The organism is Streptomyces sp. LHD-70, assembly GCF_031157275.1.
Lineage (GTDB): Bacteria > Actinomycetota > Actinomycetes > Streptomycetales > Streptomycetaceae > Streptomyces.
Genome location: NZ_JAVIFW010000015.1, coordinates 115,017 through 139,121, shown reverse-complemented (window position 1 = coordinate 139,121; position 24,105 = coordinate 115,017). Strand labels below are relative to the sequence as shown.

The following is a 24,105-nucleotide window of genomic DNA, read 5'->3' as shown; positions in this document are numbered from 1 at the left end:
CCCCACGGGCCCCGTCCCTGCCCCGCCGTGCCGACCCGAAAGCCTCACCCGCATGCTCGAAATCCGCCAACTGCACACCCTCCGAGCCATAGCCCGCGAGGGCTCGCTCGCCGCCGCAGCACGCTCCCTGCACCACAGTCAGCCCACCATCACCCACCACCTGTCCGTCCTCGAAGCCCACTTCGACGCCGAGTTGGTACGCCGGGGACCACGCGGCGCCGTACTGACCGAGATCGGGACCGCCCTCCTTCCGCACGCCGAAGCCGTCCTGGAGCGGCTGCGCCTCGCCGAACGGGAAGTCCGGGACCTGGCCGAACGCGGCAAACACACCTTGCACATCGGCACGTTCCCCACCGCCGGAGCCCTCCTCCTGCCACCCGCCGTGAAAGCCCTGCGCACCGGCGGCGTCAACGTCTCCCTCACCGAAGGCGAACTGCCCGTACTGCTCCAGGGACTCAGAGCCCGGGAACTGCACGCGGCCCTGGTCTTCTCCCAGCCCGGCGACCGCCTGGACCTCGACGACGACTTCGACGTGCACCCGCTCCTTCACGACCCACTGCTCCTGGCCCTCCCACTCGACCACCCCCGCGCCGCACAGGACCGCGTACCCCTCGACGCACTGCGCCACGAGGACTGGATCGGCGCGGCCGACCCGGGCGACCCCTGCGACCGGCTGCTGGCGTGGGCCTGCGCCCAGCACGCGTTCGAGCCCGTACACACCCTGCGCACCGACGACTACGCGATGGTGCAGGGCTTCGTCGCAGCAGGCGCCGGTGTGGCCGTCGTACCCCGGCTCGCGCTCGGCGCACCGCGCAACGACATCGCCGTACGCCGTCTCGACGGCGCACCCCTGGCTCGCGAGATCAGCGTGGCCGTGCTCCGTACCACGGCCGCGCCGAGCATCCGCGAACTGACGGCCGCCCTCACCCGGCAGGCCGTACAGATCGAACAGCGGTGGAAGCAACCCGTCGAACTGGCCAACTGACCTGCGCCCACTTGTACTTATCCGATGTTGTCCGCCGTCTGCCCTTCCCGCACGATCCCGGAACCCGAAGCCGTCCCACCGGGACCATCACGAGGAGAGCCATGGGCCGTATCTCAGGACAGCTGTGCCGCCGCAAACCGCTGGGCACGATGATCGCCGAGAGCGACGATCCGCACCCTCCCTCCGGAAGCGACGGTCACGGCGGCGGCAGCGGCAGCGGCGGCGGATCCCTCCAACGCACCATGGGACTCGGCCAGTTGACCCTCCTGGGCATCAGCTCCGTCGTGGGCACCGGCATCTTCTTCGTCCTCGGCACCACCGTCCCCGACACCGGCCCGAGCGTCATCCTGTCCTTCGCCCTCGCCGCCGCCGTGGCCGGACTCGCAGCACTCTGCTACGTGGAACTGGCCGGCACCGTCCCGGTCGCCGGCAGCACCTACTCGTACACCTACGCCTCCCTCGGCGAGGGCGCCGCCTACCTCGTCGCCTGGTGCCTGATCCTCGAGTACGGCGTCGCCGTGTCGACGGTCGCCGTCAGCTGGGGCCAGTACCTGAACGAACTGTCCTCCTCCCTCTTCGGATTCACCCTCCCCGACGCGATCAGCCAAGCCCCCGGAGCCGGCGGCTACGTCAACATCCCCGCACTCGTCGTCGTCCTGCTCTGCTCCCTGCTGCTCGCCCGCGGCACCCGCGAATCAGCCACCGTCAACGCGGTCATGGTGTGCGTGAAGATCGGCGTACTGCTCCTCTTCGTCGCCGTCGCCCTGACCGCCTTCCGATCCGAGCACTTCAGCGACTTCGCGCCGCACGGCATCGGCGGCATCGGCATCGCGGCGTCCGGCGTCTTCTTCTCGTACGTGGGCTTCGACACCGTCGCCACCGCAAGCGAGGAAGTCCGCAACCCGCGCCGCACCATCCCCCTCGCACTGCTGCTCACCCTCGCCACGGTCACCGCGCTCTACATCCTCGTCGCAGTCGCGGCCGTCGGAGCCCAGCCGACCGCGAAGTTCGGCGAGCAGGCCGACGCGGGCGAAGCGGTCCTCGCGCAGATCCTGCGGAACGTCACCGGCGCCGGCTGGCCCGCGGTGCTGCTCGCCGCGGGAGCGGTCGTCTCCATCTTCAGCGTCGTCCTGGTGACCCTCTTCGGGCAGACCCGCATCCTGTTCTCGATGGCGCGCGACGGCCTGGTGCCGCAGATCTTCCGGCGCGTGGACCGCGAACGGCACACACCGGTGCACAACACATGGATCGTCGGAGCGTGCGTCGGCGGGCTCGCGGCGCTCGTGCCGCTGCAGTACCTCGCCGACCTGACGAGCATGGGCACCCTCGTCGCGTTCGTCGCCGTGGCCGCCGCGGTGATCGTGCTGCGCCGGATCGCCCCGGACGCACCCCGGCCCTTCAAGGTCCCGCTGTACCCGCTCGTGCCGGTCCTCTCCGCGGTGTCCTGCCTCTACCTCGCGTACCTGCTGCCCGGCATCACCTGGACCCTCTTCGGCTGCTGGCTCCTCCTCGCGGCGGCCCTCTACCTGACCTTCGGCCGCCGCCACTCTTCCCTCCGGGACCCTGAACCACCCGCAGAATCAACAGAGTCGACGCCACAGCCACAGCCCGCAGCGGCCCCGGCAACCCGGGCGGGAGAACAGCTCACGCGCCCAGACGGTCCGACTGTCCGGTAGCCCCCTCCAGCCGGTGCCGAACAGCCGATACGGTCCCGACTGGTGCGAGTCGAACCGGTGCGAGACGACCCGCATGGGTCGACTCGCACCGACCGGCTCGCAGGGTCGCCGTCACCTGTACGAGTCCGTCGTCCGCGACCGCGAACCCCGCAAGCGCCGCGAGCCCCGGGGTCGGCTCGGACGGGCAGACGACAGGTGTGCCGGGCCGCCCCGGAGGCAGTGCCCCCGCCGGTCCTGGACCGTAGACCTGGACGGGCTTGCGCAGTGCGTCGCCCGCGTCGTTCGGGCCGAACTTGTCGCTGCCTCGGCCCCGCTCGTGACCGTGGCCGCCGCCCGCGCGGAGCGGTACGGCGGCCAAGTCTCTTGCTGTACGAGGTGCTTCACGCGGCCTTGGACAGGCTGGACCGGTCGCCGCTCGGTGCGTGAACCGTGGGCGTCACAGGGCTGGCCATGGATCCGGTTCCGCGTCCGTCGTGACGCGGCCAGAGGACGAGGGCGCCGAAGGCCCCTGCCGCGGCGAGGACCGCGAGCACCGACCAGGCGACGGTGAAGCCGACGCTCGTGCCGAGCCATCCCGCGATGGGATAGGTGATCAGCCAGGCCAGGTGCGACAGGGAGAACTGGGCCGCGAATGCCTCGGGGATCGCGTTCCGTGCGACGGAGGCGCGCAGGACCTGGCCGGTCGGCGTGATGATCAGTGCCATGCCGATGCCGATCACGGTCCAGATGATCGCCGTACCGGCCCATGAGGTGAGGCCGGCCGCGATGAGCGTCACCGCGGCGGTCGTGCCGCCGACGAGGATTCCGGCGCCGGTCGTCATGACGGTGCGGGCGGCGATCCGGTCGAGGACACGGGGCAGTACGAGGGCGGCCAGGAGGGTTCCGGTGCCGGAGGCGGCGAGCATCCACGCGACGCCCGACTGCGATCCGCCGAGCTCGTCGCGTACGTAGTTGACGGTGTTGACGACGACGATCGAACCGGCCGCCGCGACCACGAGGTTGAGCGCCATGACGCCGCGCAGCCGCGGTGTCCTGAGGAAGGTCCTGATCCCTGCCGCCGCCTTGTCCCATGCCTTGGTGTGGGCACTGGGGCGGGCGTCGGGGATACGTGTCCACAGGACGAGCAGGCCGGAGAGGAGGAACCCGGCGGAGGTACCGAGGAACAGCCAGTTGAAGCTCATGAACGTCAGGGCGACGGCGGCGAGGACGGGGCTGAGCAGGCTCTCCATGGTGGAGGCGACCTGAGAGGCGGACAGGGCGCGGGTGTAGTCGGACTCGTCGGTGACGATGTCGGGGATGACGGCCTGGAACGTCGGGGTGAACGCGGCGGAGGCGGCCTGGAGGAGGCCGATCAGGACGTAGATGTGCCAGACCTCGGCGACGAGCGGCAGTGCCAGGACCACCGAACCGCGGACCACGTCGAGGATGACCAGGAGGGTTCTTCTGGGGAGCCGGTCGACGTACGCGGCGGCCAGCGGGGCTATGACCACGTACATGACCATCTTGATGGTGAGGGCGGTGCCGAGCACCAGGCCGGCGTTCGGGCCGGCGAGGTCGTAGGCGAGCAGGCCGAGGGCGACCGTGGTCAGGCCGGTGCCGAACAGGGCGATCACCTGGGCGCTGAACAGGCGGCGGTAGTCGCGGATGGCGAAGAGACGCATGGCGGTGTCCTTCCGTATCCATGGGGCGGGGCACGGCCCCGGGGTGGTGGCCGTGGCCCGCACGTACAGGCGGGGTTGTCCCTACGCACCGGTGACGCTCTCCGGTGTGAGGCCGGCGAGCAGGTTGAAGGCGCCGGTGAGGATGTTGAGTGCGACGACGCCGACGACGTCGGCTATCGCGCGGTCGCTGTAGCCGTGGTCGCGCAGCGCGATGACCTGTTCGTCGGTGATCGACGTCGGCTCGCGGTAGATCTGGAGGGCGAGGGTGATGATCGCCGCGATCGCGGGATCGGCCGAGGTGCCCGCGTGGGCTCGCTCGATCTCTTCCTCGTCAACTCCCATGGCGTGGGCGGCACTTACGTGCGCGTCGAGGCAGAGCCCGCAGCCCTGTTGGGCCTGGACGGCGATCGAGATCCGCTCGCTGATCCGTCGGTCGAGTTTGGCGCGTCTCATGGCCCGGCTGAGCTGGAGGTAGCCGCCGAGCACGGCCGGGGAGTGCGCCATCGTGGAGACCATGTCGCCGATCTGGCCATGGCGGGAGACCAGGTCGGCGAGGAGGTCGTGCGAGGCGCCGATCGCGGTGTCAGGGGTGAGTCCGGTCAGGCGGGGCATGACGTCCTCCTGGTGTGGGTGGCGTGCTTGAGTCGGGTCAGTGGTGTGCGTGGTGGCTGCTGTATTCGGGCGCGGTCGGCGGGGGAGTGGCCACTTCGGTGGTACGGACCGTGAACTCCGCTGTCCTGACGGCGTCGTCGTGCTGGAAGTCCAGGTACAGGCGGTAGGTGCCGGCCGAAGGCGCGACCGCCATGAAAGCGATCTCGGGTCCCGGTGCGGTAGTGCCGTCGCTGGGTCCGCCCTCCGGGTGGACGTGGAGGTAACCCAGGTCGCCGACCCGCAGCGCCACCAGGTGCCCGTACGCGGCCAGGTAGGGCTGCAGGTCGGTGACGGGGCGGCCGGTCCGGCTGACGGTGAGGGTCAGTGCGCTCGCCACACCGGGTACGAGTTCGCCGTCGAGCGCGACGGTGTACTCGCCGATCTGCGCGATCCCGGTGGCCTCGGGAAGCGGCCGCGGGTCGTACGGACCGGCGACCGCGACGTCGATCCCCAGCGTCATGGTCCCGTCGTGGCCGACCGGGTGGACGTCGGCGAAGAGTCTCCAGTCACCCGGCTCCAGGGCCAACTCCACGCTCCAGGTGCCCTTCTCGTCCCTCACCGGGTGCACGTGCTGGAACCCGGCCGTGTCGCGCCGGACGGCGATGAAGTGCAGCTCCTTCTCGTGCTCGGGCACGAACTCGGTCACAGCCTGCCCATCGGGGCCGGTCACCCGGAAGCTGATCGGCTGCACACCGGCGGTGAGGATCGTCGAGTCGAGTTCGAGGGTGTACCCGTTCTCGGAGACCGACAGCCCACCGGGACGGGCTCCGCCGTGACCGTTGTGGCTGCCGTGACCGGCGTGGTGGGTGTGCTCGTGGCCGGCGTGGTTCTTCATGACATCTCCCATGGGTGTGCTGGGCCTTCCGGCGTTGTCCGCTCGGTGCGTTGATCGGAACCATATACCCCTGGGGGGTATATGGCCAGCGTGGGTGACCGGAACCTTGAAGGAGGGCTTTCCGGGCCGGATCCATCAGATGGAGGCGCCCAACTGCCGCTCCGCGGTGGCGGGTTGCCGACCCGACTGGGTCGGTGTCGTCGGCGCTCTACTCATCCCGCCGGCCGGCTTTGCCCGGGAGGTGTGAGGGGGTGGAGGCCGGAGTCTCGTCGCGCGGCGGCTGGGGCGCTCGTCGCCGACCGGTCGACGTCGGAGGCGCCTTCGTAGCCGAGTAAGCCCCCAGACGTAAGCAGGATCCCCGCTGCCGCTGCCGCTGCCGCTGTCGTGGTCCTGTCCTCCTGGCGGGCGCCATCAACTCGCGCCGCCTGCACCGCTGGTGCGCCGCAGCCCTGCCGCCACCGAGCCCGGCCATGCGGGATCTATACCCCCTGGGGGTAGTTGACCGGCCGTCTCGGGTGCCTTAATCTGGCCGGGCCGGATACCCCCAAGGGGTATCCAGAATTGCAGAGCTTCACGCCGGTCAACCACCCTGGAGGTCTCATGTGCACGACGCCCGCAACATCAGCGCCCCTCCCCGCTCCGCGCGTCATGGCCGCCGGCACCGGCAAGGCCCCGGAGATGAAGGGGGGCGCTGTACCCGACTGGCACCTTCGCGGTGAGTGGTTCGACGTGTGCAGCTGTGCGCTGCCGTGCCCCTGCACCTTCGCCCAGTCGCCGACGCACGGCGACTGCCTCTTCACTCTCGTCTGGCAGGTGCACGAGGGGCACTTCGGTGACGTACGCCTCGATGGCCTGGGAGTTGTGGCGCTCGGCGAGTTCGCCGGGAACATGTGGGTCGGCGACCCCGACGCGACCATGAAGGCGATGCTCTACATCGACGCGAAGGGCGACGACGCTCAGCGTGCCGCCCTGGAGCAGATTTTCACCGGCCACGCCGGCGGCTGGCCCGGGGAGTTCGGCTCTCTCATCAGCGACCTGCGCGAAGTCCGGTACGCCCCCATCCACTTCGAGGCCCCCGACGACCTCTCGTACTGGCGAGCAAGCGTGGCCGACAAGGTCTCCGTCGGCGCCAACGCGCTCACCGGTCCCACAGCAGACCCCAACCGCCGCGTCCAGCTCATCAACGCACCCGGAGCCGAGGTCGGTCCCGGGCAGATCGCGACCTGGGGCGTGGTCGACGGCGACCACGCAGAAGGGTTCGACTTCTCGCACGAATACCGGGGCGGCTCAAGCAAGCACTTCCCCTTCGACTGGCGCCCCTGACCGCGCCGGTAAGTCGCAGATCGCGTACGGCTTCCGCGCGAGCCGTACGTGATCTGAGTCGACGCGAAACCCATGCAACAGCTCTTGCCGCCAAACGAGTTGGTCACGCAACCAGGGTCTGTCTCTTTGGTCAGCGTCGGGTCTGGAGGAGGATGCGGCGAGGTGGCGTGCCGCCAGGAAGGCGATGGCTTGTCTGTCGGCTCGCATGGCCAGGGCCGTCCCATGGCTCGGTCCGGTTGACGCAAATTCGGCGGTGTTCAAAGGCGCTGGCGGATATAGCTTCGGGATCATGAAACCCCTGACGGGCACCCCCACAGACCAGGCGCCGGCCGATCCGGGCGCAGCCGACGACATGCTGGCCACCCAGCCCATCGGGTACTGGAGCGGACTCGCCCACGCGGCCGTTACCGGGCACCTGCGTGACGCGATGGCCAGGATCGACGTCACGCAGCCGCAGTACTGGGTGTTGAACTGTGTGAACGGTGGATCGGAGGGGCCGAGCCGCGCGGAGGTCGTCATCCAGCTGACGCCCCTCGCGGACGGGCCGCACGATATTGCGCGCGTCGTCGACCAACTGGTTCACCGCGGCTGGCTGCGGATCGATACCGGGCAGCGCCTGCACCTCACCGATGCCGGGGAGGCTGCCAGGGTGCGGCTGCGCGAGCTGGCGGCCGAGCTGCGCGCCGTGGTCCACGAAGGCATCAGCGATGAGGAGTACGTGGCTGCGCTCAAGGTGCTGCGCAGGATGGTCGCCAACGTTGAGGGCGACGTGAACTCCCAGACTCCTCCTCTTGTTCAATCGCGAGTCCAAACAAAGACGGCGGCGAGGTGGAGTGCGGCCCGGTAGGCAATAAGCCTTTCCAACCTGCTGTGCTGGTGCGGCAGTTGGCGTGAGAGATGAAAGAAGCCTCAGGTAGACGGGTTTCACGACCAAGATCACCCTCCCAGCTCGCCGCCGGGTTCGGTATCGGCACGACCACGGTCAACCGGTACATCGCCGAAGCCGTCGGCCTCCTGGCCGCGCTGGCACCCACGCTCGAGCAAGCCGTCCGCGACGCGTCAAGGAAAGCGTTCGTCCTGCTCTACGGCACGCTCCTGCCTCGACCGGATCCCCGCCGACCGGCCCTTCTACTCCGGCAAACGCGAGAAGCACGGCATGAACGTGCAGGTCCTGGCCGACCCGGCCGGACGCCTGCTGTGGGCCTCACCCGCTCTGCCCGGGGCCGTGCTCGACATCCGTGCCGCACGCGAACACGGCATCCTCCTCGCCACGTCCACTCGAGCGAGTCCCTCAACGCCCATCGGCAGGGACTGCCGCCGCACATGCCGCTACGCCCGCTCCGGCGCGAGGATTCACGGCCTGGTGATGATCGCCAAGCCCACGTCCACGACATGTGCCACGAAGTCGTCATGCGGGGTGAGCGGGCCCGAAGGGGCGGTCGCGATGAGGCTTTCCCGGTCCGCCAGCGCATGGGTGACAAAGCTGGCCAGGAACATCCACCGTTCGTGCCGCCGCTCTGGCGGGAGCCAGTCGAGCCTGGCCAGCACGCGCTCCTGCACCTCGGTCCACAGTGCGGTGCGGCCCTGCCCGTAGCGCAACTCAGAGATGAGGCGCCCCACCTCGCGATCGCTGAACGCCTGTGCCAGGAACCGGAGATACCAGCTGGGCCGCCCCGGCTCACCCAGCTGCGCCCCCAGCGGCAGGACGAGCGCCTCGACGAGTGTGCGGGTCGTCAGGGCCGCTCCCTCACCCGCCTCGGCCTCGGCCTCAGCCAGGAACGACGCGCGTGCCTCGTTGGCCGGCGCCATGCGCCGGGCGATGACGGCTTCCAGCAACTGCGGCTTGGAACCGAAGTGGTAGCGCACGGCCCCGGTGTTGCGCTGTCCGGCGGCCGCGCCGATCTCGCGCAGCGACACCCCGTTCACGCCGCGCTCCGCGTACAGGCGTTCCGCCACATCGAGCAGCAATTGCCGGGTGGTGTGGGGGCGGATGGTCATGCGCGGGAATCTAGCGCGCCGTACTGCGAGGCCGGCAGGGGGTGCGAAGAATCTGCCTGCCGCGCCCATGGACATGTTTAACCCAGGCGGGTTAAATCCGTTCGCGGACAAGCTGTGCCCGTCCGCAGAGCCCGGTCCCGCGGAGCCGGCTTCGCCTGCTCACGACCCCGGCTTCGGTGCCCGCCCGAAGGGACGACGCCCGTGCCTGTGCCCGTCACCGCTCACAGCGGCCCCGCCTCATCCCCGTCCGCGCTCCGCCGCGTGGCGGTTCTCGTAGTGCTCGTACTGCTCACCGAGACCGCCCCGTTGGAGATCAGCCTGGTCTATCCGGCGGTGCCGTCGCTCACCGCCGAGTTCGGGGCGGCGGCCGCCGATGTCGTGGTCGCCGCCGTCAGCCTCTCCGCTGCCGTGAGCATCCCCTTGACCGGACGCCTCGCCGACCGCCTGGGCATCAAGAGCGTCATGCTCGCGTGCAGCGGGGCGTTCGCCGTGGGATCCCTGCTGTGTGCCCTGGCCGACCAGCTGCCGATGCTGGTGGCGGGCCGGATCCTGCAGGGCACGGTCGGCGGGCTGCTCTCCCTCTCGTACGCCCTGGTGCGCAAGGTCTTCCCGCCGTCGCACGTACCGCTGGTCCTGGGTGTCGCCGCGACCGGCATCGGGGTGAGCGGAGTCGCCGCCCCCTTCCTCGGCGGTCACCTCACCGACGCCTACGGCTTCCGCGGCGTCTTCTGGTTCCTGCTGGCCCTCGTCCTGGTGATGCTGCCGTGCGCCGCGCTCGTCCTGCCGGGCGAGCGGCCGGAGCCCGCCGCCCCCTCCCCGCGCGGCGGCCGACCCATGCCCCCTGCCCGGCAACGCCTGGACGTACCGGGCGCCTTGCTGCTCGGCGCCGCGCTCAGTGCCGCACTGACCGGGATCGGAAGGAGCTCATCCGCCGGCTGGACCGCCCCGGCGGTACCCGCGGCGCTCGCCGCCGCGATCCTGCTCGGCCTGATCTTCGTACGCCGCGAACGGCGCCTGGCGCGGGCCGGTGTCGAGCCTGCCGTGGACCTGGCGCTGCTGACCTCGCCCGGCATGCGCACCACTCTGCCGCTCGCCGTGCTCGGGTCGGCAGTCGTGGGCACCGTCGGGTTTCTCCTGCCGCAGATGGTGCAGGACGAGCAGGACATCGGGGCGCTGGCCGCCGCGCTGTGGACCTTCCCCCTGGGCGTGGCCACGCTGGTGGGCGGTCCGCTCGGCGGCCTCGTCGCCCGGCGGCACAGCCCGCGCCACGCCGCGATGCTCGGGTCCGCGCTGCTCACCGCGGGCGCCCTCGGTCTCGCGGTCCTGCCGCACGGCCGGGCCCAACTCGGCTTGCTGGTCGCGGTGTTCGGCCTCGGCATCGGCCTGCAGTATCCGGCCCTTTCCAACCTGGTCACCGAGGCCGTACCGCTGGCCAGGGCCGCCACCGGCACCGCCCTGCTCGCGGCCTGCGGCCAGTTCGGAGCAGGGACGGGAGTGGCGCTCCTCGGTGGTCTGCGCGGCACATTCGGACCTGACTCATCCGCTACGTACGGCCTCGCCTACCTGGCCTGCGCCACGTGCGGCGCACTCGCCTTCACCACGGCGGCACGCATGCGCCACGGCCGGACTCCGGCGACCGGCGGCATCGGCGCGCCCGCCTCCGCCGGAACCCCAACTCCCGCACCACGCATGACCCCTCTGCCACCACGAAGGAGCCCCCGCATGACCACCTCACCCCATGACTCCGACTCCACCGCCGCGGCGCCCGATGCCGACGGCTTCCCCGACCACACCGTCAGCATGCCGCTGACCCCCCGGGAGTTCCGCCCGGGCGGAGCGAACGGCACCCCGCACACGTACGAACACATCCGGCTCACCCCGCAGACCCGGGTGATCGGTGCCCAGGTCACCGACCTCGATGTGGCCGCGCCCCTGGACGCCGGAGCCCGTGCCGAACTGCGGCAGGCGCTGCTGGAGTGGAAGGTGCTGTTCTTCCGCGGACAGAACCTGACGGCCACGCGGCAACGGGAGTTCGCCGGAGTCTTCGGCACGCCGGAGCGCGACCACCCGTTCCTGCCCAGCGCGGGCGACCCCCATGTCGTACGGCTGGCGCGCGACCGGCAGAACCCCGGCACCGAGAACATCTGGCACAGCGACATGAGCTTCGCGCCGCAGCCACCCCTGGGGTCCGTGCTGCGCGCGGTGGAAGTGCCGTCCACCGGCGGCGACACACTCTGGGCCGATATGGCCGCCGCCTACGACGGACTGCCCGACAAGGTGCGGCGACGGATCGCGGACCTGCGTGCCGTGCACGAGATCCCCAAAGCCCCTGGTGACGTCGGCGCCGCACGGGACCGGCTGCGCCCGGTCGAGCACCCGGTGGTGCGCACGCACCCCGAGACCGGACGTCAACTCCTCTACGTCAACCGGGTCTTCACCTCCCGGATCGTGGGGCTCTCCCCGGAAGCGAGTCGGGAACTCCTCGATTTCCTCATCCTTCAGGCCGGCTACCCCGAGTACCAGGTGCGGCTGCACTGGGAGCCGGGCACGGTGGCCGTCTGGGACAACCGGGCCACCCAGCACTACGCGGCGTCCGACTACTTCCCCGACCGTCGAGTGATGGAGCGGGTCACACTGGTGGGCGACCGGCCCAGGTGACACAGCCGCCCGCGGCCGGGCAGAGCCGCAGCAGACGGCTCTGCCCGACCCCGCCCCGGCGCGCTCATCAGCCTCTCCCGGAAACCCTTGAGGCGAGGCGCCCGGCGACGACTGGACCTGCGGTCCACCACGTACGACGTGACGTGGGTGTCCGGGCTGTCGGGCCGGGTGGGGTCGGCCCTCATGGGCCAGTCGAACTGGACTCGGTCGACGGTCACATCGAGGACGCCGCAGCCGTTCGCTGCGACATCACCCCATGACAGGTGCGGATTCACTCCGAGGGACGGCGCTTGCCGTCTGGTCAGGACGGCAAGGCCGCTGAGGACGGCATCATCAAGGAGCCCTCACCGCCCCCGGCCGAACCGGCCCTCGACGCGGTGTCGTTGACCGCGCTGCGGGCACCAGCCGTCCGTCGGCTTCTCGCGCTGCGCGCGGAGCAACGGCTCACTCGGGGACACGTCCGCACCACGGCCCAGTGCCTTGGCGTCTCGGACTGCACGGTCTGGCGCTGGCTAGCCGCAGCTTCCACCGCACCCGCCACCGTCGCCCGCCCGCCACAACGACCGGTTCGAAATCACGGACGAGGTCCGGGTGTTGCTGGAGTACTGGCACGGCAACACCTCCGCCGCACACCGTGAACTCGTCGCCCGTGCCAAAGCGGCCCCCGAACCGCAGCCCGCAGACACCGACACCTCCGTAACCGACCGGGACTCGCCGCCCGCAGGGCCTGTGCCGGGAGGCGCGCCCGCGGCCGCTGTCCCGCTGCTGGATCCGATGCCGTCTCTGTCGACGTTCCTACGCGCGGTGCGCCGAGACCTGACAGCGGGGGAGCGGGCCGGCTACCGCAACGGCCCTGAAGCCGCACATGCACTGGACGTGTTCGGCAAGCGTCCCCGCACCTGGCGCAACCACGTCTGGGAGGCCGACCACGTCCAGGCCCCGCTACGCGTCGAGGCCGACGGCGACCCGGTGCGCCCGCACATCACATGGTTCATCGACTGCGCGGTTCAGTGAGGGTTTCTCATCCTGATCGCCAGGCGATCTCTATGGCGTGAACGGCTGCGACGGTCCGGCCGATCCGGTTGGTTCTGCAGCGGCCTTGTGGAAGATCCGCCATTGCTTGAGGCGGGCGAAGGCCCGCTCTCCCGGTGCCCGCCAGCGGGCATGGCTTTCGTTGAACTCCCGGTAGGGGTGGGGGAGATCGCGACCCTTGTACGGAGTGCGGACCGTGGCCCCGGCGCCCTGGTAGGCCTTGTCCGCCAGGACCAGAATCTGCCTCGATTGGCACGCCTGGACGATGCCGTGCGCGCGAGCCGCGGTCAGGTCATGGGTGCGTCCGGGCAGGGCGCGCGAGAACCACAGCGGGCTGCCGTTCGCGGTGGCGATGACCTGCACGTTCATGCCATGGCGCTTCCAGGACAAGACCGCCACCGGTCGTGTGTACCGCTCGCCGTCGTCGGTCCTGGCTCGCCGGCCGGGATCGCGAAAGGCGATGTGCTGGGCGAGACGTCTGCTCAGCGGCAGTGAGCGCCTGGGGCTGTGCGCGGCACCCGTCTTGGCAGGCTCTGACCGCGGCCATCCGGCCTGGGAGAACCGTTCCTTGCGGGTCGGCAGGATCCCGGCGACCGCTACGTCGATCTGCCCCAAGAGGTCACGAATGCGGCGTTCCAGCGCCTCGAGCGATGGCACCCCTCAGGCCCCCGGGCGTTCGTTTCGACAAATGTTGAGTGAACGGCGGGGAAGCTCCCGGCATCTGCTGGTGGTGGCTGATTTCCGACCAGTCGTACGGTCTGCGCACCGTCGGATTCCAGCCTCTGCCGCAGACCGCGGCTGAGGCCGGAGGCCAGCTGAGATCGGAGCTTTCGATGAGTGCAACAGTCGCCTTTGTAGGGCTGGGGAACATCGGAGGGCGAGTCGTCGCCCATCTGGTGAAGACCGGCCGCGACGTGGTCGTTTTCGACCTGAATGCCGCGGCGGTCCAGACCGCGGTGGAGGCGGGGGCCCGGTCGGCGTCGTCGGCCGCCGCGGCCGCTCAAGGCGCTGAGGCGGTCTTCCTGAGCCTGCCCACGCCGGCGATCGTGGAGGCGGTGGTCGGTGAGATCCTGCCGCACACCGAAGAGGGCACGGTGATCGTCGACCACAGCACGATCGACCCTGACACCTCCCGCCGTCTGGCAGCGATGGCCGCTGCGGCGGGTGTCAGCTTCCTGGACGCACCGGTCAGCGGAGGTGTGCAGGGCGCGGATGCCGGCACCCTTGCGATCATGGTGGGCGGTGACGAGGCCGCCCTCGGGAAGGTGCGCCCGCTGCTGGATGCGTACGCCGGGAGCGTCGTGCATATCGGGGACAGCGGGAGCGGCCAGGTCGTGAAGCTGGCCAACAACTTGATCACGGCCATCAACATCGCGGCGCTGGGGGAGGCGCTGACCACGACCGTGCGTCAGGGCGTGGACCTGGACACCGCGGTCAGCGTTCTGACCAAGAGCTCCGCCAACAGCAACGTGTTGTCGAACTACTTCCCGCGCACGCTGTTCTCCGCCGAGCGGCCGACCGGGTTCGCCCTGGACTTCATGCACAAGGACCTGGGCCTCTTCCTCGCTTCCGCCACCTCGGGGCCGGTGCCGCTGCCGCTGTCGAACGCGGTGCGGGACCTGTTCTCGATCGGCCGTCAGCTGGGGCGTGGCGGCAAGGACTTCACCAGTGTCGTCGAGTTCTACGAGGACTTCGCCGGCGTTCGTCTGCAGACCAAGGAGGCAGGCAAGTGAGCACCACCGGCGTTGAGATTCCTGTCGTCCACCAGCTGATCGGCGGGGTATGGGGTCCTGCGGACTCCGGCGAATGGATCGAGGTGGAGAACCCCGGCCGCCGCGAGATCATCGGCCGCGTCCCGGCGTCCGGCGCCTCGGATGTGGACCGGGCGGTGGCTGCCGCTAAGGAGGCGTTCCCTGCCTGGCGGGCACGGCCCTCGCGAGAGCGCGGCGCCCTGCTGATCAAGCTGGGCGACAAGATCGCCGAGCACCAGGAGGAGCTGGCGCGGATCATCGCCTCCGAGACCGGCAACGCTCTGCGCACGCAGGCGCGTGGCGAGGCCGCCTCGGCGGTGGACATCTTCCGTTACTACGGGCAAGTCGCCTCCGAGCAGAAGGGCGAGACGCTCCCGCTGGGCGACGGCCTGCTGTCGTACACCGTGCGTGAGCCGCTGGGCGTGGTGGGCGGCATCGTGCCGTGGAACGCGCCGGTGCAGCTGTCCGCGCTGAAGATCGCCATGGCGCTGTCCATGGGCAACACGCTTGTTCTGAAGGCCGCGGAGCTGGCCCCGCTCGGGGTGCTGCGTATGGCCCAGTGGGCGGCGGAAATCCTGCCCGACGGTGTGCTGAACGTGCTGTCCGGCTCGGGCGCGGTGGCGGGCGCGCGGATCACCTCGCACCCGGACATCGCCAAGTTGACGTTCACCGGGTCTACCGGGGTCGGTCGCAGCATCCTGGCGGCGGCAGCCGACCGGATCGTGCCGGTCACCCTGGAGCTGGGCGGGAAGTCCCCGGTCATCGTCTTCCCCGACTCCAACGACGACGCCACGGTCGACGGCGTGATCATGGGCATGCGGTTCACTCGCCAGGGCCAGTCCTGCACGGCGGGCTCCCGCCTGTACCTGCACGAGGACATCTTCGACTCGTTCCTGGCGAAGCTGACGGCCAAGCTGGCCAAGCTGAAGATCGGTGACCCGCTGGACGAGGACAGCGACATCGGCGCCATCGTCAGCCAGGTCCAGTACGACAAGGTCTGCCGCTACATCCAGTCCGGCCTCGACAAGGGCGGCAAGCTGATCACCGGCGGTGTGCAGCGGCCGGTCGACCAGGACGGCTACTACGTCGCACCGACCGTCATCAGCGACGTGGACGCCGACTGGGAGGTCACCCGCGAAGAGGTCTTCGGCCCCGTCCTGGTCGTCATTCCCTGGCGCGACGAGGACGAGGTCGTGGCCTCGGCCAACGACTCCGCCTACGGACTGGCCGGCTACGTCTGGTCGAAGAACATCGACCAGGCCATGCGCACCGCCAACCGGTTGGAGGCGGGCTGGGTCCAGATCAACCGCGGCGGCGGGCAGATCCCCGGCATGGCCTACGGCGGCATCAAGCAGTCCGGCCTGGGCCGCGAGTACTCCGTCGACGGTGCGCTGGAGAGCTTCACCCAGCACAAGAGCTTCACCATCGCCTACACGGCCTGATCAGGGGGCCTGCCTGGGCCGCCCCTTCCAGCGCACCACCTCCGCACCCGTATCACGTACGACGTCTGACAGGCGTCGCCGAAGCCCGGCCCCGCACCGGCCTGCAGTTTCCTCAACCCCCGCTCCGGCGGCGCCTGTCACCGTGACGGCTCCGCCGTACCCGAAGGAGCCCCTTCATGGGTACCACCACCCCTCCACCGCCATCGGCTCATGGCGTCGAGCTCACTGATGACGGGCTCGCTCAGAGTCTGACCAAGCGCCACATCCGGATGATCGCGGTCGGCGGTGCCATTGGCGTCGGCCTGTTCCTCGGTGCCGGCGCCGGTATCGCCAAGGCCGGCCCCGCTCTGATCGCTGTCTACGCCATCACCGGCGTGATCATCTACATCATCATGCGCGCCCTCGGCGAGTTGCTGATCTACCGGCCTGTCAGCGGCAGCTTCGCCGAGTACGCCCGCGAGTTCATGGGACCGGCCTACGGCTTCATCACCGGCTGGGGCTACTGGACGACGTGGACGGTCATCGGCATGGCTGAGATCACCGCAGCCGGCATCTACGTCCACTACTGGTTCCCAGCCATCCCGCAGTACGTCACGGCGCTGGTCGTCCTGATCGCTCTGGTGCTGCTGAACCTCTTGAAGGTCGGAGCCTTCGGCGAGGCGGAGTTCTGGTTCGCCTCCATCAAGGTCGTCGCCATCCTGGGGCTGATCATCGGCGGCACTCTGGTGGCCGTCTTCAGCATCGGTGACGCCGGGGTCAACAGCACGATCGCGCACCTGTGGAACCACGGCGGCGCAGCCCCCAACGGCTGGATGGCCGTCCTGCTCGCCTTCCAGATCGTCGTCTTCTCCTACCAAGGTGTCGAGCTCATCGGCATGACCGCAGCGGAGACCAAGGACCGAGAGAAGGTCCTGCCCAAGGCGATCAACTCCATCCCGTGGCGGGTCGGCATCTTCTACGTCGGCTCCCTGCTGGTGCTGCTGACGCTGTTCCCCTGGACCGAGTTCCACGCCGGGGAGAGCCCGTTCGTGAAGGCCCTGACGCACATCGGCCTGCCGGCCGCGGGCAGCATCATGAACTTCGTCGTCCTCACCTCCGCGCTGTCCTCCTGTAGCTCCGGCCTGTTCAGCAACGGCCGTCTCCTCAAGCGACTCGCCGCCGACGGCGTCGCACCCTCCCGCTTCGCCACCGTCAACAAGGGCCACGTACCCGCCGGGGCCATCCTGGCCTCCGGCGCCGCCATGATGATCGGCGTCCTGGTCAACGCGATCGTCCCCGAGCAGGCGTTCGTCTACATCTCCTCCGTCGCCACCCTGGGCGCGATCTGGAGCTGGACAGTCATCATCGTCTGCCACATGATCTACCGCCGCCGTCTGGCCCGCGGCGAAGTACACGAGAGCTGGTTCAAGCTGCCCTTCGCCACACCCCTGAGCTGGCTTGTGATCGCCTTCCTGGCCTTCGTCACGGTGATCCTCGGCTTCGACGCCGACAACCGCATCGCCTTGTACGCCATGCCCATATGGGCCGCCGCCCTGATCGGCGGCTACCTGTACGCCAAGCCGAAGATCGCCGCCAGAGAGGCAGCCGCAGCAGCCGCCTCCCACAAGCCGGCCCTCAGCACCTCAGCCGCCGAGGTCCGTCCCGGCGACGAGTCCGCGCCGCGCCTCGTGGACTGACCCCACCCCCGGGCTGGCCTCAGGGTGCCCCCCGCGGCTGGGCCCCCGATCTGTCGCCGTCCGCACCGGCGACACGCGGGCCTCTTCTGGCCTGCACCCCGGCGGGCTGCCGAACCACGGCGGCAGCCCGCCCCTCACGTTCGTTTCCCTTCCCGCAAGGAGCCCTCCTCGTGAACGCCCACCCGCCCTCCGCCATCGCCCCCTGGGCCGATGCCCCAAGCCGGCAGCGGCTGCACGAACTGGAGACCCTGCACCGCGAGGAAGGGGCAGCGGCAGTCACCGACGCCGTCCACCACACCCTGGACGCGTACCACTACCGGATGGCCGCCGAAGGTCTCGTGCTGTACGCCGGGACGAACGTGCTGTCCCCGGCGGTGCGCGCCGCCCACGACGGTGCTCTGTCCACCCGCCCTGCGCTCGGCTGGCCCGGCGGGAAACTCCAGACCGGTGTCCAGGAGATCGAAGTCCTCGAAGTCATCGCCTCCACCCAGGTCGCGCGCGCGATGCGCGCTGCCTACGCCGAGGTCCGCTTCCTGACCGCGACCATGGCCAACCTGGCCCTCTACAGCGCTTTCACCCAGCCCGGCGACACCATCGCCGTGCTCTCCCCGGAATCTGGCGGTCACGCCAGTCACCACGCGCACGCCACCGCGGGCGTACGGGGCCTGAAGGTCGTTCACCTGCCCTACAGCAGCACCGACCTCGACGTCGACGCTCGCGTCCTGGACGTCTTTCTCACCGCTCACCGGCCCAAGCTGATTTTCGTCGGCGGCAGCGTCACCCTCTTCCCCCACGATCTCGCCGTTCTACGCGAAGCCGCCGACCGCATCGGCGCGCTGCTCGCCTACGACGCCTCCCACGCCGCCGGCCTCATCGCTGCTGGATACGTCCAGGACCCGCTCGCCGAAGGTGCCCACGTCGTCACCTTCTCCACCTACAAGACCTTCGCCGGACCTGCCGGAGGCGCCGCCGTCACCAACGACCCGCAGCTCGCCGAGGCGATCTCGCACGCCGCCTACCCGGTTCTCAGCTCCAACTACGACCCTGCACGGCTCGGCCCGCTGGCCATCGCCGCCGCCGAGGCCGCCGAACAGAAGCCGTCCTGGGCCGCACCCACCATCACCGCCGCCCAGCATCTGGCCGCGAACCTCGCCGGTCACGGCTACGCCATCCTCGGCGCCGACCGGGGCCACACCCGCACCCACCAGGTCGTCATCGACGCCACGGCCCTGGGAGGAGGAGTCGGCGCCGTCGCCCGCCTGGCCGCTCACGGCATCTATGCCGGCACCTGCCGCCTGCCCTCACAGATGCCCGACACCCCTGCACAAGGGATCCGGCTGGGCACCCAGGAGATCATCCGACGCGGAGCGGGCGTCGCCACCATGCCTCACGTCGCCGCCGTCATCCATCACGCACTGATCAACCGGGGTCCGGCCAGCACCAGCGCCGCCGCGGAACTGCGCGCGAGCCTCGGCCCCGACCTGTGGACCGCTCAGCAGTCCGTACAGCCCGTGTGAACCGCGCAGCGAAGGGGGCGAACCCCCGACTACCGCGGATCTAGCCTGATCAGCAGAGGGATGCCCGCACCCGGACACCCACTCTCCCTCCTCTGTACGCCATCACCCAAGGGGAAGACCGGCATGGCCAACAGCGATATCCAGGACATCGTGGACGAGGTCGCCGCCACCCTCGGCAAGGGCGTATCCGTCGACGACCTCAGCGGCCGCCTGGTCACCTACAGTGCCCAGCAGGGCCGCGCCGATGAGGCCCGTGTCCGTTCACTGCTCACCCGCGCTGTCCCCGACGACATCCGCGCCTGGCAGGACAGGCACGGTGTCGCCGCCGCCACCGAGCCCGTGGAAGTACCGCCCAACCCCGATCTGGGCATGCGCGCCCGCCTCTGCGTCCCCCTCATGCACCACGGCGTCAAGACCGGCACCTTGTGGATCCTCCAGTCCGACGACACCTGGTCGACACCGGCCCTCCTCGGCCAACTGGCCAACCTCGGCAACCAGATCGACACCCTGGCTGCCCTCCAGTACGACAAGGCCGACCCGCTGCTGGAGGAACGCCGCAATCGCGAATCCTGCTTCCAGCACGCCTGCCACGCTGACCCCGCCGCCCTCGATGACCTCAGAACCTGGTCCGCGCTGTATGCGTTGGACACCGTGCATGTGCTCGTGTGTCTGGCCGCCCCTTCGCCGGACACCGCCCACCGCAGCGACATCGAGACCACCCAGCTGCGCGTGGCGCTGCACCAGACCCTGGCCGCCCACAGTCACGTACTGGCCACGTCCGTGCAGGACACCCACACCACCGTCCTGGTCCGCTCCAGCCACGGCGCAGACACCCTGCACCAGCTGCACCACGACCTCACCACTGCCGTGGCGACCGCCGCCCGCACTCCCACGCCACCTCCGGTCTTCGCCGGTGTCAGCAGCCCCCTCAAGACCGTCGACCGCCTCCCCGACGCCTACCAGCAAGCCGTCATCGCCGGTCAGGCTGCGGCAGTGGACCCCGAAATCAACCCCTTGGCCGCCTGGGACGACGTCGGCCCCTACGGCTTCCTCGCCAGGAACTTCCGGGGGGACACCCTTCACCAGTCCGAGCTGTACGACCGCCTGGATGCGGCCGATGACAACGGAGACCTCCTGCACACCTTGGAGGTGTACTTCGACAGTGCCAGCGTCAACCAGGTCGCCAGGCGCCTCCACCTCCACCGCACCAGCCTCTACTACCGGCTCGGCCGCATCAAAGACGCCATCGGTACCGATCCCCTCGACGGCCCGGCACGCCTGGAACTCCACATGGCCATCAAGACCACCCGCTGGGCGAAACGCCCGCGCATCTAGATCCGGCGTGCGCCGGCCTCAGACCGCTGCCGGTCCACCCGCACTGTCCCGCCCTGACACCAGGCTGGACCGGCAGCGAACCCGACCCACCCGCACCGGATGCGCGTCGCATCCCCACACTGACAAGGGGCTTTCCGTGGCCATCAGCGTTTTCGACCTCTTCTCCATCGGCATCGGCCCCTCCTCCTCCCACACCGTCGGACCCATGCGCGCGGCCCGCCTGTTCACCCAAGACCTGACCGCCGACGGCCTCCTCACCCACGCAGCCAGACTGCATGCCCAGCTCTACGGCTCCCTCGGCGCGACCGGCCACGGCCACGGCACCCCGAAAGCCGTCATGCTCGGTCTGGAAGGAAACACACCCGACACCGTCGACGTAGACCAAGCCGAACTCGACGTCGAACGCATTACCCACTCCCACCGCCTGTACCTGCCCGGCGGCGCCCACAGCATCGACTTCAACCCCGACTCCGACGTCGTTCTGCACCGACGCCGCTCCCTGCCCCACCACCCCAACGGCATGACGCTCACCGCCCTGGCCGCGGACGGACAGCCCCTACTGGAAAAGACGTACTACTCGGTCGGCGGAGGCTTCGTCATCGACGAAGAGTCCATCGACGCGGACCGCATCAAGCGCGACGCCACCCCGCTCAAGTACCCCTTCTCCACCGGCGACGAGCTGCTACAGCGCTGCCGAGAAACGGGGCACTCCATCTCAAGCCTGATGCTGGAGAACGAGAAGGCATGGCGTCCCGAACAAGCGATACGCGACGGCCTGCTGAAAATCTGGGCCGTCATGCAGGAGTGTGTAGACGCTGGCTTGTCCCGTGAAGGCGTCCTGCCCGGCGGCCTCAAAGTCCGCCGCCGCGCGCCCACCTCCGCCCGGTCCCTGCGCGCCCAGGGCGACCCTCACCAACACGCCATGGAGTGGGTCACCCTCTACGCCATGGCCGTCAACGAGGAGAACGCCTCCGGGCGCCGTGTCGTAACCGCCCCGACCAACGGCGCGGCCGGCATCATCCCCGCCGTCCTGCACTACTACCGCAACTTCATCCCTGGCGCCGACGACGACAGCATCATCCGCTTCCTGCTCACGGCCGGTGCCATCGGCATCCTCTTCAAGGAGAACGCCTCCATCTCCGGCGCCGAGGTCGGCTGCCAGGGCGAAGTCGGCTCCGCCTGCTCCATGGCAGCTGCCGGTCTGGCCGAAATCCTCGGCGGCACTCCTGAAAAGATCGAGAACGCCGCCGAGATCGGCATCGAACACAACCTCGGCCTCACCTGCGACCCCGTCGGTGGCCTCGTGCAGATCCCCTGCATCGAACGCAACGGCATGGCCTCGGTCAAAGCCATCACCGCCGCACGCATGGCCCTACGCGGCGACGGCCGGCACCACGTCTCCCTGGACAAAGCCATCAAGACCATGAAGGAGACCGGAGCCGACATGAAGATCAAGTACAAGGAAACCTCTCGCGGCGGCCTCGCCGTCAACGTCATCGAATGCTGACGAACCCCGCGCTCCCGCTGTAGGCATGACCATGGAACTGCGCCACCTGCGCGCCTTCCTCGCTATCGCGGAGGAGGGCACCATCACGCACGCCGCCGCGCGCCTCGGCATCGGCCAGCCCTCGCTCTCCCGCACTCTCAAGGCTCTGGAGAACCACCTCGGCGTACGGCTAGTAGACCGTTCAACCCACCACCTGAGCCTCACCGCCGCCAGCACGTCCTTCCGCGTCCGCGCCGCGGCAGCGGTCAGCGCGGCGGAAGCCGCCCTCGACCCGGCCCGCGCGGGCCCCTGGCCTCTCCGCCTGGGTCACGCAGGGTCCGCCCTGGGCCGCCACACTCCGGCAGTCCTGCTCCGCTGGCAGCAACTGCACCCCGAGACGCCCCTGCAACTGCTGCGCGCCGACGACGGCCTCGCACAGGGTCGGGTCGACGCGGTCATCCTGCGCGGGCCGGCGCCCGCCCCCGGCCTCGACAGCACCGTCCTGTTCCACGAGGAACCCGTCGTGGCCCTGTCCCGGCACGGCGAGCCGGCCGGACGGCCCTCAGTCTGACCGACCTGGCGGGGCGAACCCTGATCATGAACACCGTCTCGGACGCCAGTTCACGACGCCTCTGGCCCAGCGAGCACCAGCCACGAGCCGTCACAGAGGTCGGCAACACCGACGACTGGCTGGCGGCGATCGCCGCAGACCGAGGGTTCGGCATGACCACTACCGCAACCTCTCACATCTACCCCTACCCCGGTGTCGGCTACTACCCCCTCACCGACGCCCCACAGGTCCCGGTCCGCCTCGCCTGGCCCGACCCACCCGCCAATCCTGCGATTCCGGACCTCGCCGCCTGCATCCGCGAGACCGCCCAGACCTCCATAGACGGACGACGTTGCTACTGAGCGCCGCTCGGGGCGAACACGTGAAGTCGTACCGTGCGCTCAAGACGTCACGACTCCATGGGGGACTCGACCGCCAGCGGACAGGTGGAGGCATGCAGGTCCGCCGCGACCGCACCCTCTGGGGCTCGGGTGCGGCGCCGCCGCGGCATGTCGGCACAATGTCGAGAATGATGAGGTCATTCACGCTGGTGCAGCTCCGCTATTTCTGCACGGTGGCCGAGCTGGAGAACATGACCGAGGCCGCTGTCGCCCTCAAGGTCACACAGTCGACGCTCTCCTCGGCGATCTCCCAGCTGGAGCACGCCATGGGGGTACAGCTGTTCACCCGGCTCCACCGGCGGGGCCTGCGTCTCACCCCGGCCGGGCGGCGGCTGCTGCGGAGCAGCCTGGTACTGCTCGAAGAGGCCGACCGGCTGCCGGAGACGGCCCGCGAGGACGGCGGCGACCTCGTCGGGGAGCTCTCCGTCGGCGTGTTCGCGCCGCTCGCGCCGTTTCGGGCCCCGGCCATCCTTCAGGAGTTCGAGCGCGAGCATCCGGGCGTGCACCTGTCCTTCCTGGAGGGGGATCAGGAATTCCTCAGGCGGGCGCTGCGCGACGGCAAGTGCGAGCTGGCCCTCATGTACGACCTGGGCCTGGGGGCAGAGTTGCCGCGCCGAACCCTGCAGCACGTCCCACCCCACGTCATAGTCGCGGCCGACCATCCGCTCGCCGCCGAACCTGAGCAGCCGGTTAGCCTGAGTGCCCTCGCCAACGAGCCGTTCATCCTCCTCGACCTGCCGCACACCCGCGAGTACTACCTCAGTCTCTTCAAGATGTGCGGCATCGCGCCCATGATCCGGCACCGCGCCAGCGGCTACGAGACCGTCCGGTCGTTCGTCAGCCGCGGCCACGGCTACTCCGTGCTCAACCAACGACTGCACCACGACCTCACTTACGCCGGCAGCCCGGTGGTCCGGCTCCCCATAGTCGAGAGCCTCCCGCAGATCGACGTGCTGCTGGTCCGCGCCGCCGGTACCCGGCCGACACTCAAGGCCCAGGCTTTCGAGGAGGTCTGCCTTCGGATCTTCGGGCTCGCGGGCTGATCACTCATGCATCGACCGAGTCGATGATGCGCAGCGAAAGAATCTGTTAGACACATCAAACGCCGCTCCCCAAACATGGCTGCAC

Annotated in this window: 19 protein-coding genes and 2 pseudogenes; 16 read left to right on the top strand and 5 right to left on the bottom strand. The window is 69.7% G+C overall.

Features of this window, described 5'->3' with window-relative positions; all coding sequences use genetic code 11:
• Positions 1 to 52 precede the first annotated feature (52 nt).
• Both RCO28_RS27260 and RCO28_RS27255 read left to right on the top strand, forming a co-directional pair.
• Positions 53 to 985, top strand: coding sequence for a LysR family transcriptional regulator (locus tag RCO28_RS27260; RefSeq protein ID WP_308943917.1), 933 nt, complete (start codon positions 53 to 55; stop codon positions 983 to 985).
• 101 nt (positions 986 to 1,086) lie between these two features.
• The gene (locus RCO28_RS27255; protein ID WP_308943916.1) at positions 1,087 to 2,661 is read left to right on the top strand and encodes an APC family permease; all 1,575 of its coding nucleotides are present in this window, start codon (positions 1,087 to 1,089) and stop codon (positions 2,659 to 2,661) included.
• A gap of 380 nt (positions 2,662 to 3,041) precedes the next feature.
• Here RCO28_RS27255 and RCO28_RS27250 read toward each other — a convergent pair whose 3' ends face one another.
• The 3 genes from RCO28_RS27250 to RCO28_RS27240 all read right to left on the bottom strand — a co-directional run bounded on the left by RCO28_RS27250 (position 3,042) and on the right by RCO28_RS27240 (position 5,808).
• A complete protein-coding gene (locus tag RCO28_RS27250; RefSeq protein WP_308943915.1) occupies positions 3,042 to 4,322 on the bottom strand; it encodes an MFS transporter in 1,281 nt (426 codons plus the stop codon).
• A gap of 81 nt (positions 4,323 to 4,403) precedes the next feature.
• Positions 4,404 to 4,934: a carboxymuconolactone decarboxylase family protein gene (locus RCO28_RS27245; protein WP_308943914.1), complete on the bottom strand. Its 531-nt coding sequence runs from the start codon at positions 4,932 to 4,934 to the stop codon at positions 4,404 to 4,406.
• A gap of 37 nt (positions 4,935 to 4,971) precedes the next feature.
• On the bottom strand, positions 4,972 to 5,808 hold the full coding sequence (locus RCO28_RS27240; RefSeq protein ID WP_308943913.1) for a hypothetical protein: 837 nt from the start codon (positions 5,806 to 5,808) through the stop codon (positions 4,972 to 4,974).
• A 648-nt stretch (positions 5,809 to 6,456) separates the two neighbouring features.
• On the opposite strand from RCO28_RS27240, the gene RCO28_RS27235 reads away from it, so the two are divergent.
• The 3 genes and pseudogenes from RCO28_RS27235 to RCO28_RS27225 all read left to right on the top strand — a co-directional run.
• Positions 6,457 to 7,131 (top strand): DUF1326 domain-containing protein, encoded by a 675-nt coding sequence (locus RCO28_RS27235; protein WP_308943912.1) that lies wholly within the window; start codon positions 6,457 to 6,459, stop codon positions 7,129 to 7,131.
• A 289-nt stretch (positions 7,132 to 7,420) separates the two neighbouring features.
• Positions 7,421 to 7,978 carry a MarR family winged helix-turn-helix transcriptional regulator gene (locus tag RCO28_RS27230; RefSeq protein ID WP_308943911.1) on the top strand — a complete coding sequence of 186 codons (558 nt, stop codon included), beginning with the start codon at positions 7,421 to 7,423 and terminating at the stop codon, positions 7,976 to 7,978.
• Positions 7,979 to 8,073: 95 nt separating this feature from the next.
• Positions 8,074 to 8,401 (top strand): annotated as a pseudogene (locus tag RCO28_RS27225) (transposase family protein); the annotation flags it as partial.
• An 83-nt stretch (positions 8,402 to 8,484) separates the two neighbouring features.
• Here the strand turns inward: RCO28_RS27225 and RCO28_RS27220 are convergent.
• Positions 8,485 to 9,129 carry a helix-turn-helix domain-containing protein gene (locus RCO28_RS27220; RefSeq protein ID WP_308943910.1) on the bottom strand — a complete coding sequence of 215 codons (645 nt, stop codon included), beginning with the start codon at positions 9,127 to 9,129 and terminating at the stop codon, positions 8,485 to 8,487.
• 261 nt (positions 9,130 to 9,390) lie between these two features.
• Between RCO28_RS27220 and RCO28_RS27215 the strand changes: the two genes are divergently transcribed.
• Positions 9,391 to 11,787, top strand: a complete 2,397-nt coding sequence (locus RCO28_RS27215; protein ID WP_308943909.1) for an MFS transporter — start codon at positions 9,391 to 9,393, stop codon at positions 11,785 to 11,787.
• A 594-nt stretch (positions 11,788 to 12,381) separates the two neighbouring features.
• On the top strand, positions 12,382 to 12,801 hold the full coding sequence (locus RCO28_RS27210) for a hypothetical protein (RefSeq protein WP_308943908.1): 420 nt from the start codon (positions 12,382 to 12,384) through the stop codon (positions 12,799 to 12,801).
• Positions 12,802 to 12,808: 7 nt separating this feature from the next.
• On the opposite strand, the pseudogene RCO28_RS27205 reads toward RCO28_RS27210, so the two are convergent.
• Positions 12,809 to 13,200, bottom strand: a pseudogene (locus RCO28_RS27205) (transposase family protein); the annotation flags it as partial.
• Positions 13,201 to 13,652: 452 nt separating this feature from the next.
• Between RCO28_RS27205 and RCO28_RS27200 the strand changes: the two are divergent.
• The 9 genes from RCO28_RS27200 to RCO28_RS27160 all read left to right on the top strand — a co-directional run bounded on the left by RCO28_RS27200 (position 13,653) and on the right by RCO28_RS27160 (position 24,020).
• Positions 13,653 to 14,552, top strand: a complete 900-nt coding sequence (locus tag RCO28_RS27200) for an NAD(P)-dependent oxidoreductase (protein WP_308943907.1) — start codon at positions 13,653 to 13,655, stop codon at positions 14,550 to 14,552.
• On the top strand, positions 14,549 to 16,012 hold the full coding sequence (locus tag RCO28_RS27195; protein ID WP_308943906.1) for an aldehyde dehydrogenase family protein: 1,464 nt from the start codon (positions 14,549 to 14,551) through the stop codon (positions 16,010 to 16,012). The genes RCO28_RS27200 and RCO28_RS27195 overlap by 4 nt, the downstream gene beginning before the upstream one ends.
• Positions 16,013 to 16,188: 176 nt before the next feature.
• The gene (locus RCO28_RS27190; protein WP_308943905.1) at positions 16,189 to 17,688 is read left to right on the top strand and encodes an amino acid permease; all 1,500 of its coding nucleotides are present in this window, start codon (positions 16,189 to 16,191) and stop codon (positions 17,686 to 17,688) included.
• Between the two features lie 170 nt (positions 17,689 to 17,858).
• A complete protein-coding gene (locus RCO28_RS27185) occupies positions 17,859 to 19,205 on the top strand; it encodes a DegT/DnrJ/EryC1/StrS family aminotransferase (protein WP_308943904.1) in 1,347 nt (448 codons plus the stop codon).
• 123 nt (positions 19,206 to 19,328) lie between these two features.
• On the top strand, positions 19,329 to 20,540 hold the full coding sequence (locus RCO28_RS27180) for a helix-turn-helix domain-containing protein (protein ID WP_308943903.1): 1,212 nt from the start codon (positions 19,329 to 19,331) through the stop codon (positions 20,538 to 20,540).
• A gap of 136 nt (positions 20,541 to 20,676) precedes the next feature.
• A complete protein-coding gene (locus RCO28_RS27175) occupies positions 20,677 to 22,047 on the top strand; it encodes an L-serine ammonia-lyase (protein WP_308943977.1) in 1,371 nt (456 codons plus the stop codon).
• A gap of 25 nt (positions 22,048 to 22,072) precedes the next feature.
• Positions 22,073 to 22,597, top strand: coding sequence for a LysR family transcriptional regulator (locus RCO28_RS27170; protein ID WP_308943902.1), 525 nt, complete (start codon positions 22,073 to 22,075; stop codon positions 22,595 to 22,597).
• 26 nt (positions 22,598 to 22,623) lie between these two features.
• A complete protein-coding gene (locus tag RCO28_RS27165) occupies positions 22,624 to 22,938 on the top strand; it encodes a hypothetical protein (protein WP_308943901.1) in 315 nt (104 codons plus the stop codon).
• Positions 22,939 to 23,105: 167 nt separating this feature from the next.
• A complete protein-coding gene (locus tag RCO28_RS27160) occupies positions 23,106 to 24,020 on the top strand; it encodes a LysR family transcriptional regulator (protein WP_308943900.1) in 915 nt (304 codons plus the stop codon).
• The last annotated feature ends 85 nt before the right edge of the window (positions 24,021 to 24,105 follow it).

Excerpts from the sequence above, each read along its gene's own strand:
- RCO28_RS27260 (WP_308943917.1), top strand. The coding sequence starts at position 53 with ATGCTCGAAATCCGCCAACTGCACACCCTCCGAGCCATAGCCCGCGAG.
- RCO28_RS27255 (WP_308943916.1), top strand. The coding sequence starts at position 1,087 with ATGGGCCGTATCTCAGGACAGCTGTGCCGCCGCAAACCGCTGGGCACG.
- RCO28_RS27250 (WP_308943915.1), bottom strand. The coding sequence starts at position 4,322 with ATGCGTCTCTTCGCCATCCGCGACTACCGCCGCCTGTTCAGCGCCCAG.
- RCO28_RS27245 (WP_308943914.1), bottom strand. The coding sequence starts at position 4,934 with ATGCCCCGCCTGACCGGACTCACCCCTGACACCGCGATCGGCGCCTCG.
- RCO28_RS27240 (WP_308943913.1), bottom strand. The coding sequence starts at position 5,808 with ATGAAGAACCACGCCGGCCACGAGCACACCCACCACGCCGGTCACGGC.
- RCO28_RS27235 (WP_308943912.1), top strand. The coding sequence starts at position 6,457 with ATGGCCGCCGGCACCGGCAAGGCCCCGGAGATGAAGGGGGGCGCTGTA.
- RCO28_RS27230 (WP_308943911.1), top strand. The coding sequence starts at position 7,421 with ATGAAACCCCTGACGGGCACCCCCACAGACCAGGCGCCGGCCGATCCG.
- RCO28_RS27220 (WP_308943910.1), bottom strand. The coding sequence starts at position 9,129 with ATGACCATCCGCCCCCACACCACCCGGCAATTGCTGCTCGATGTGGCG.
- RCO28_RS27200 (WP_308943907.1), top strand. The coding sequence starts at position 13,653 with ATGAGTGCAACAGTCGCCTTTGTAGGGCTGGGGAACATCGGAGGGCGA.
- RCO28_RS27190 (WP_308943905.1), top strand. The coding sequence starts at position 16,189 with ATGGGTACCACCACCCCTCCACCGCCATCGGCTCATGGCGTCGAGCTC.
- RCO28_RS27180 (WP_308943903.1), top strand. The coding sequence starts at position 19,329 with ATGGCCAACAGCGATATCCAGGACATCGTGGACGAGGTCGCCGCCACC.
- RCO28_RS27170 (WP_308943902.1), top strand. The coding sequence starts at position 22,073 with ATGACCATGGAACTGCGCCACCTGCGCGCCTTCCTCGCTATCGCGGAG.
- RCO28_RS27165 (WP_308943901.1), top strand. The coding sequence starts at position 22,624 with ATGAACACCGTCTCGGACGCCAGTTCACGACGCCTCTGGCCCAGCGAG.
- RCO28_RS27160 (WP_308943900.1), top strand. The coding sequence starts at position 23,106 with ATGATGAGGTCATTCACGCTGGTGCAGCTCCGCTATTTCTGCACGGTG.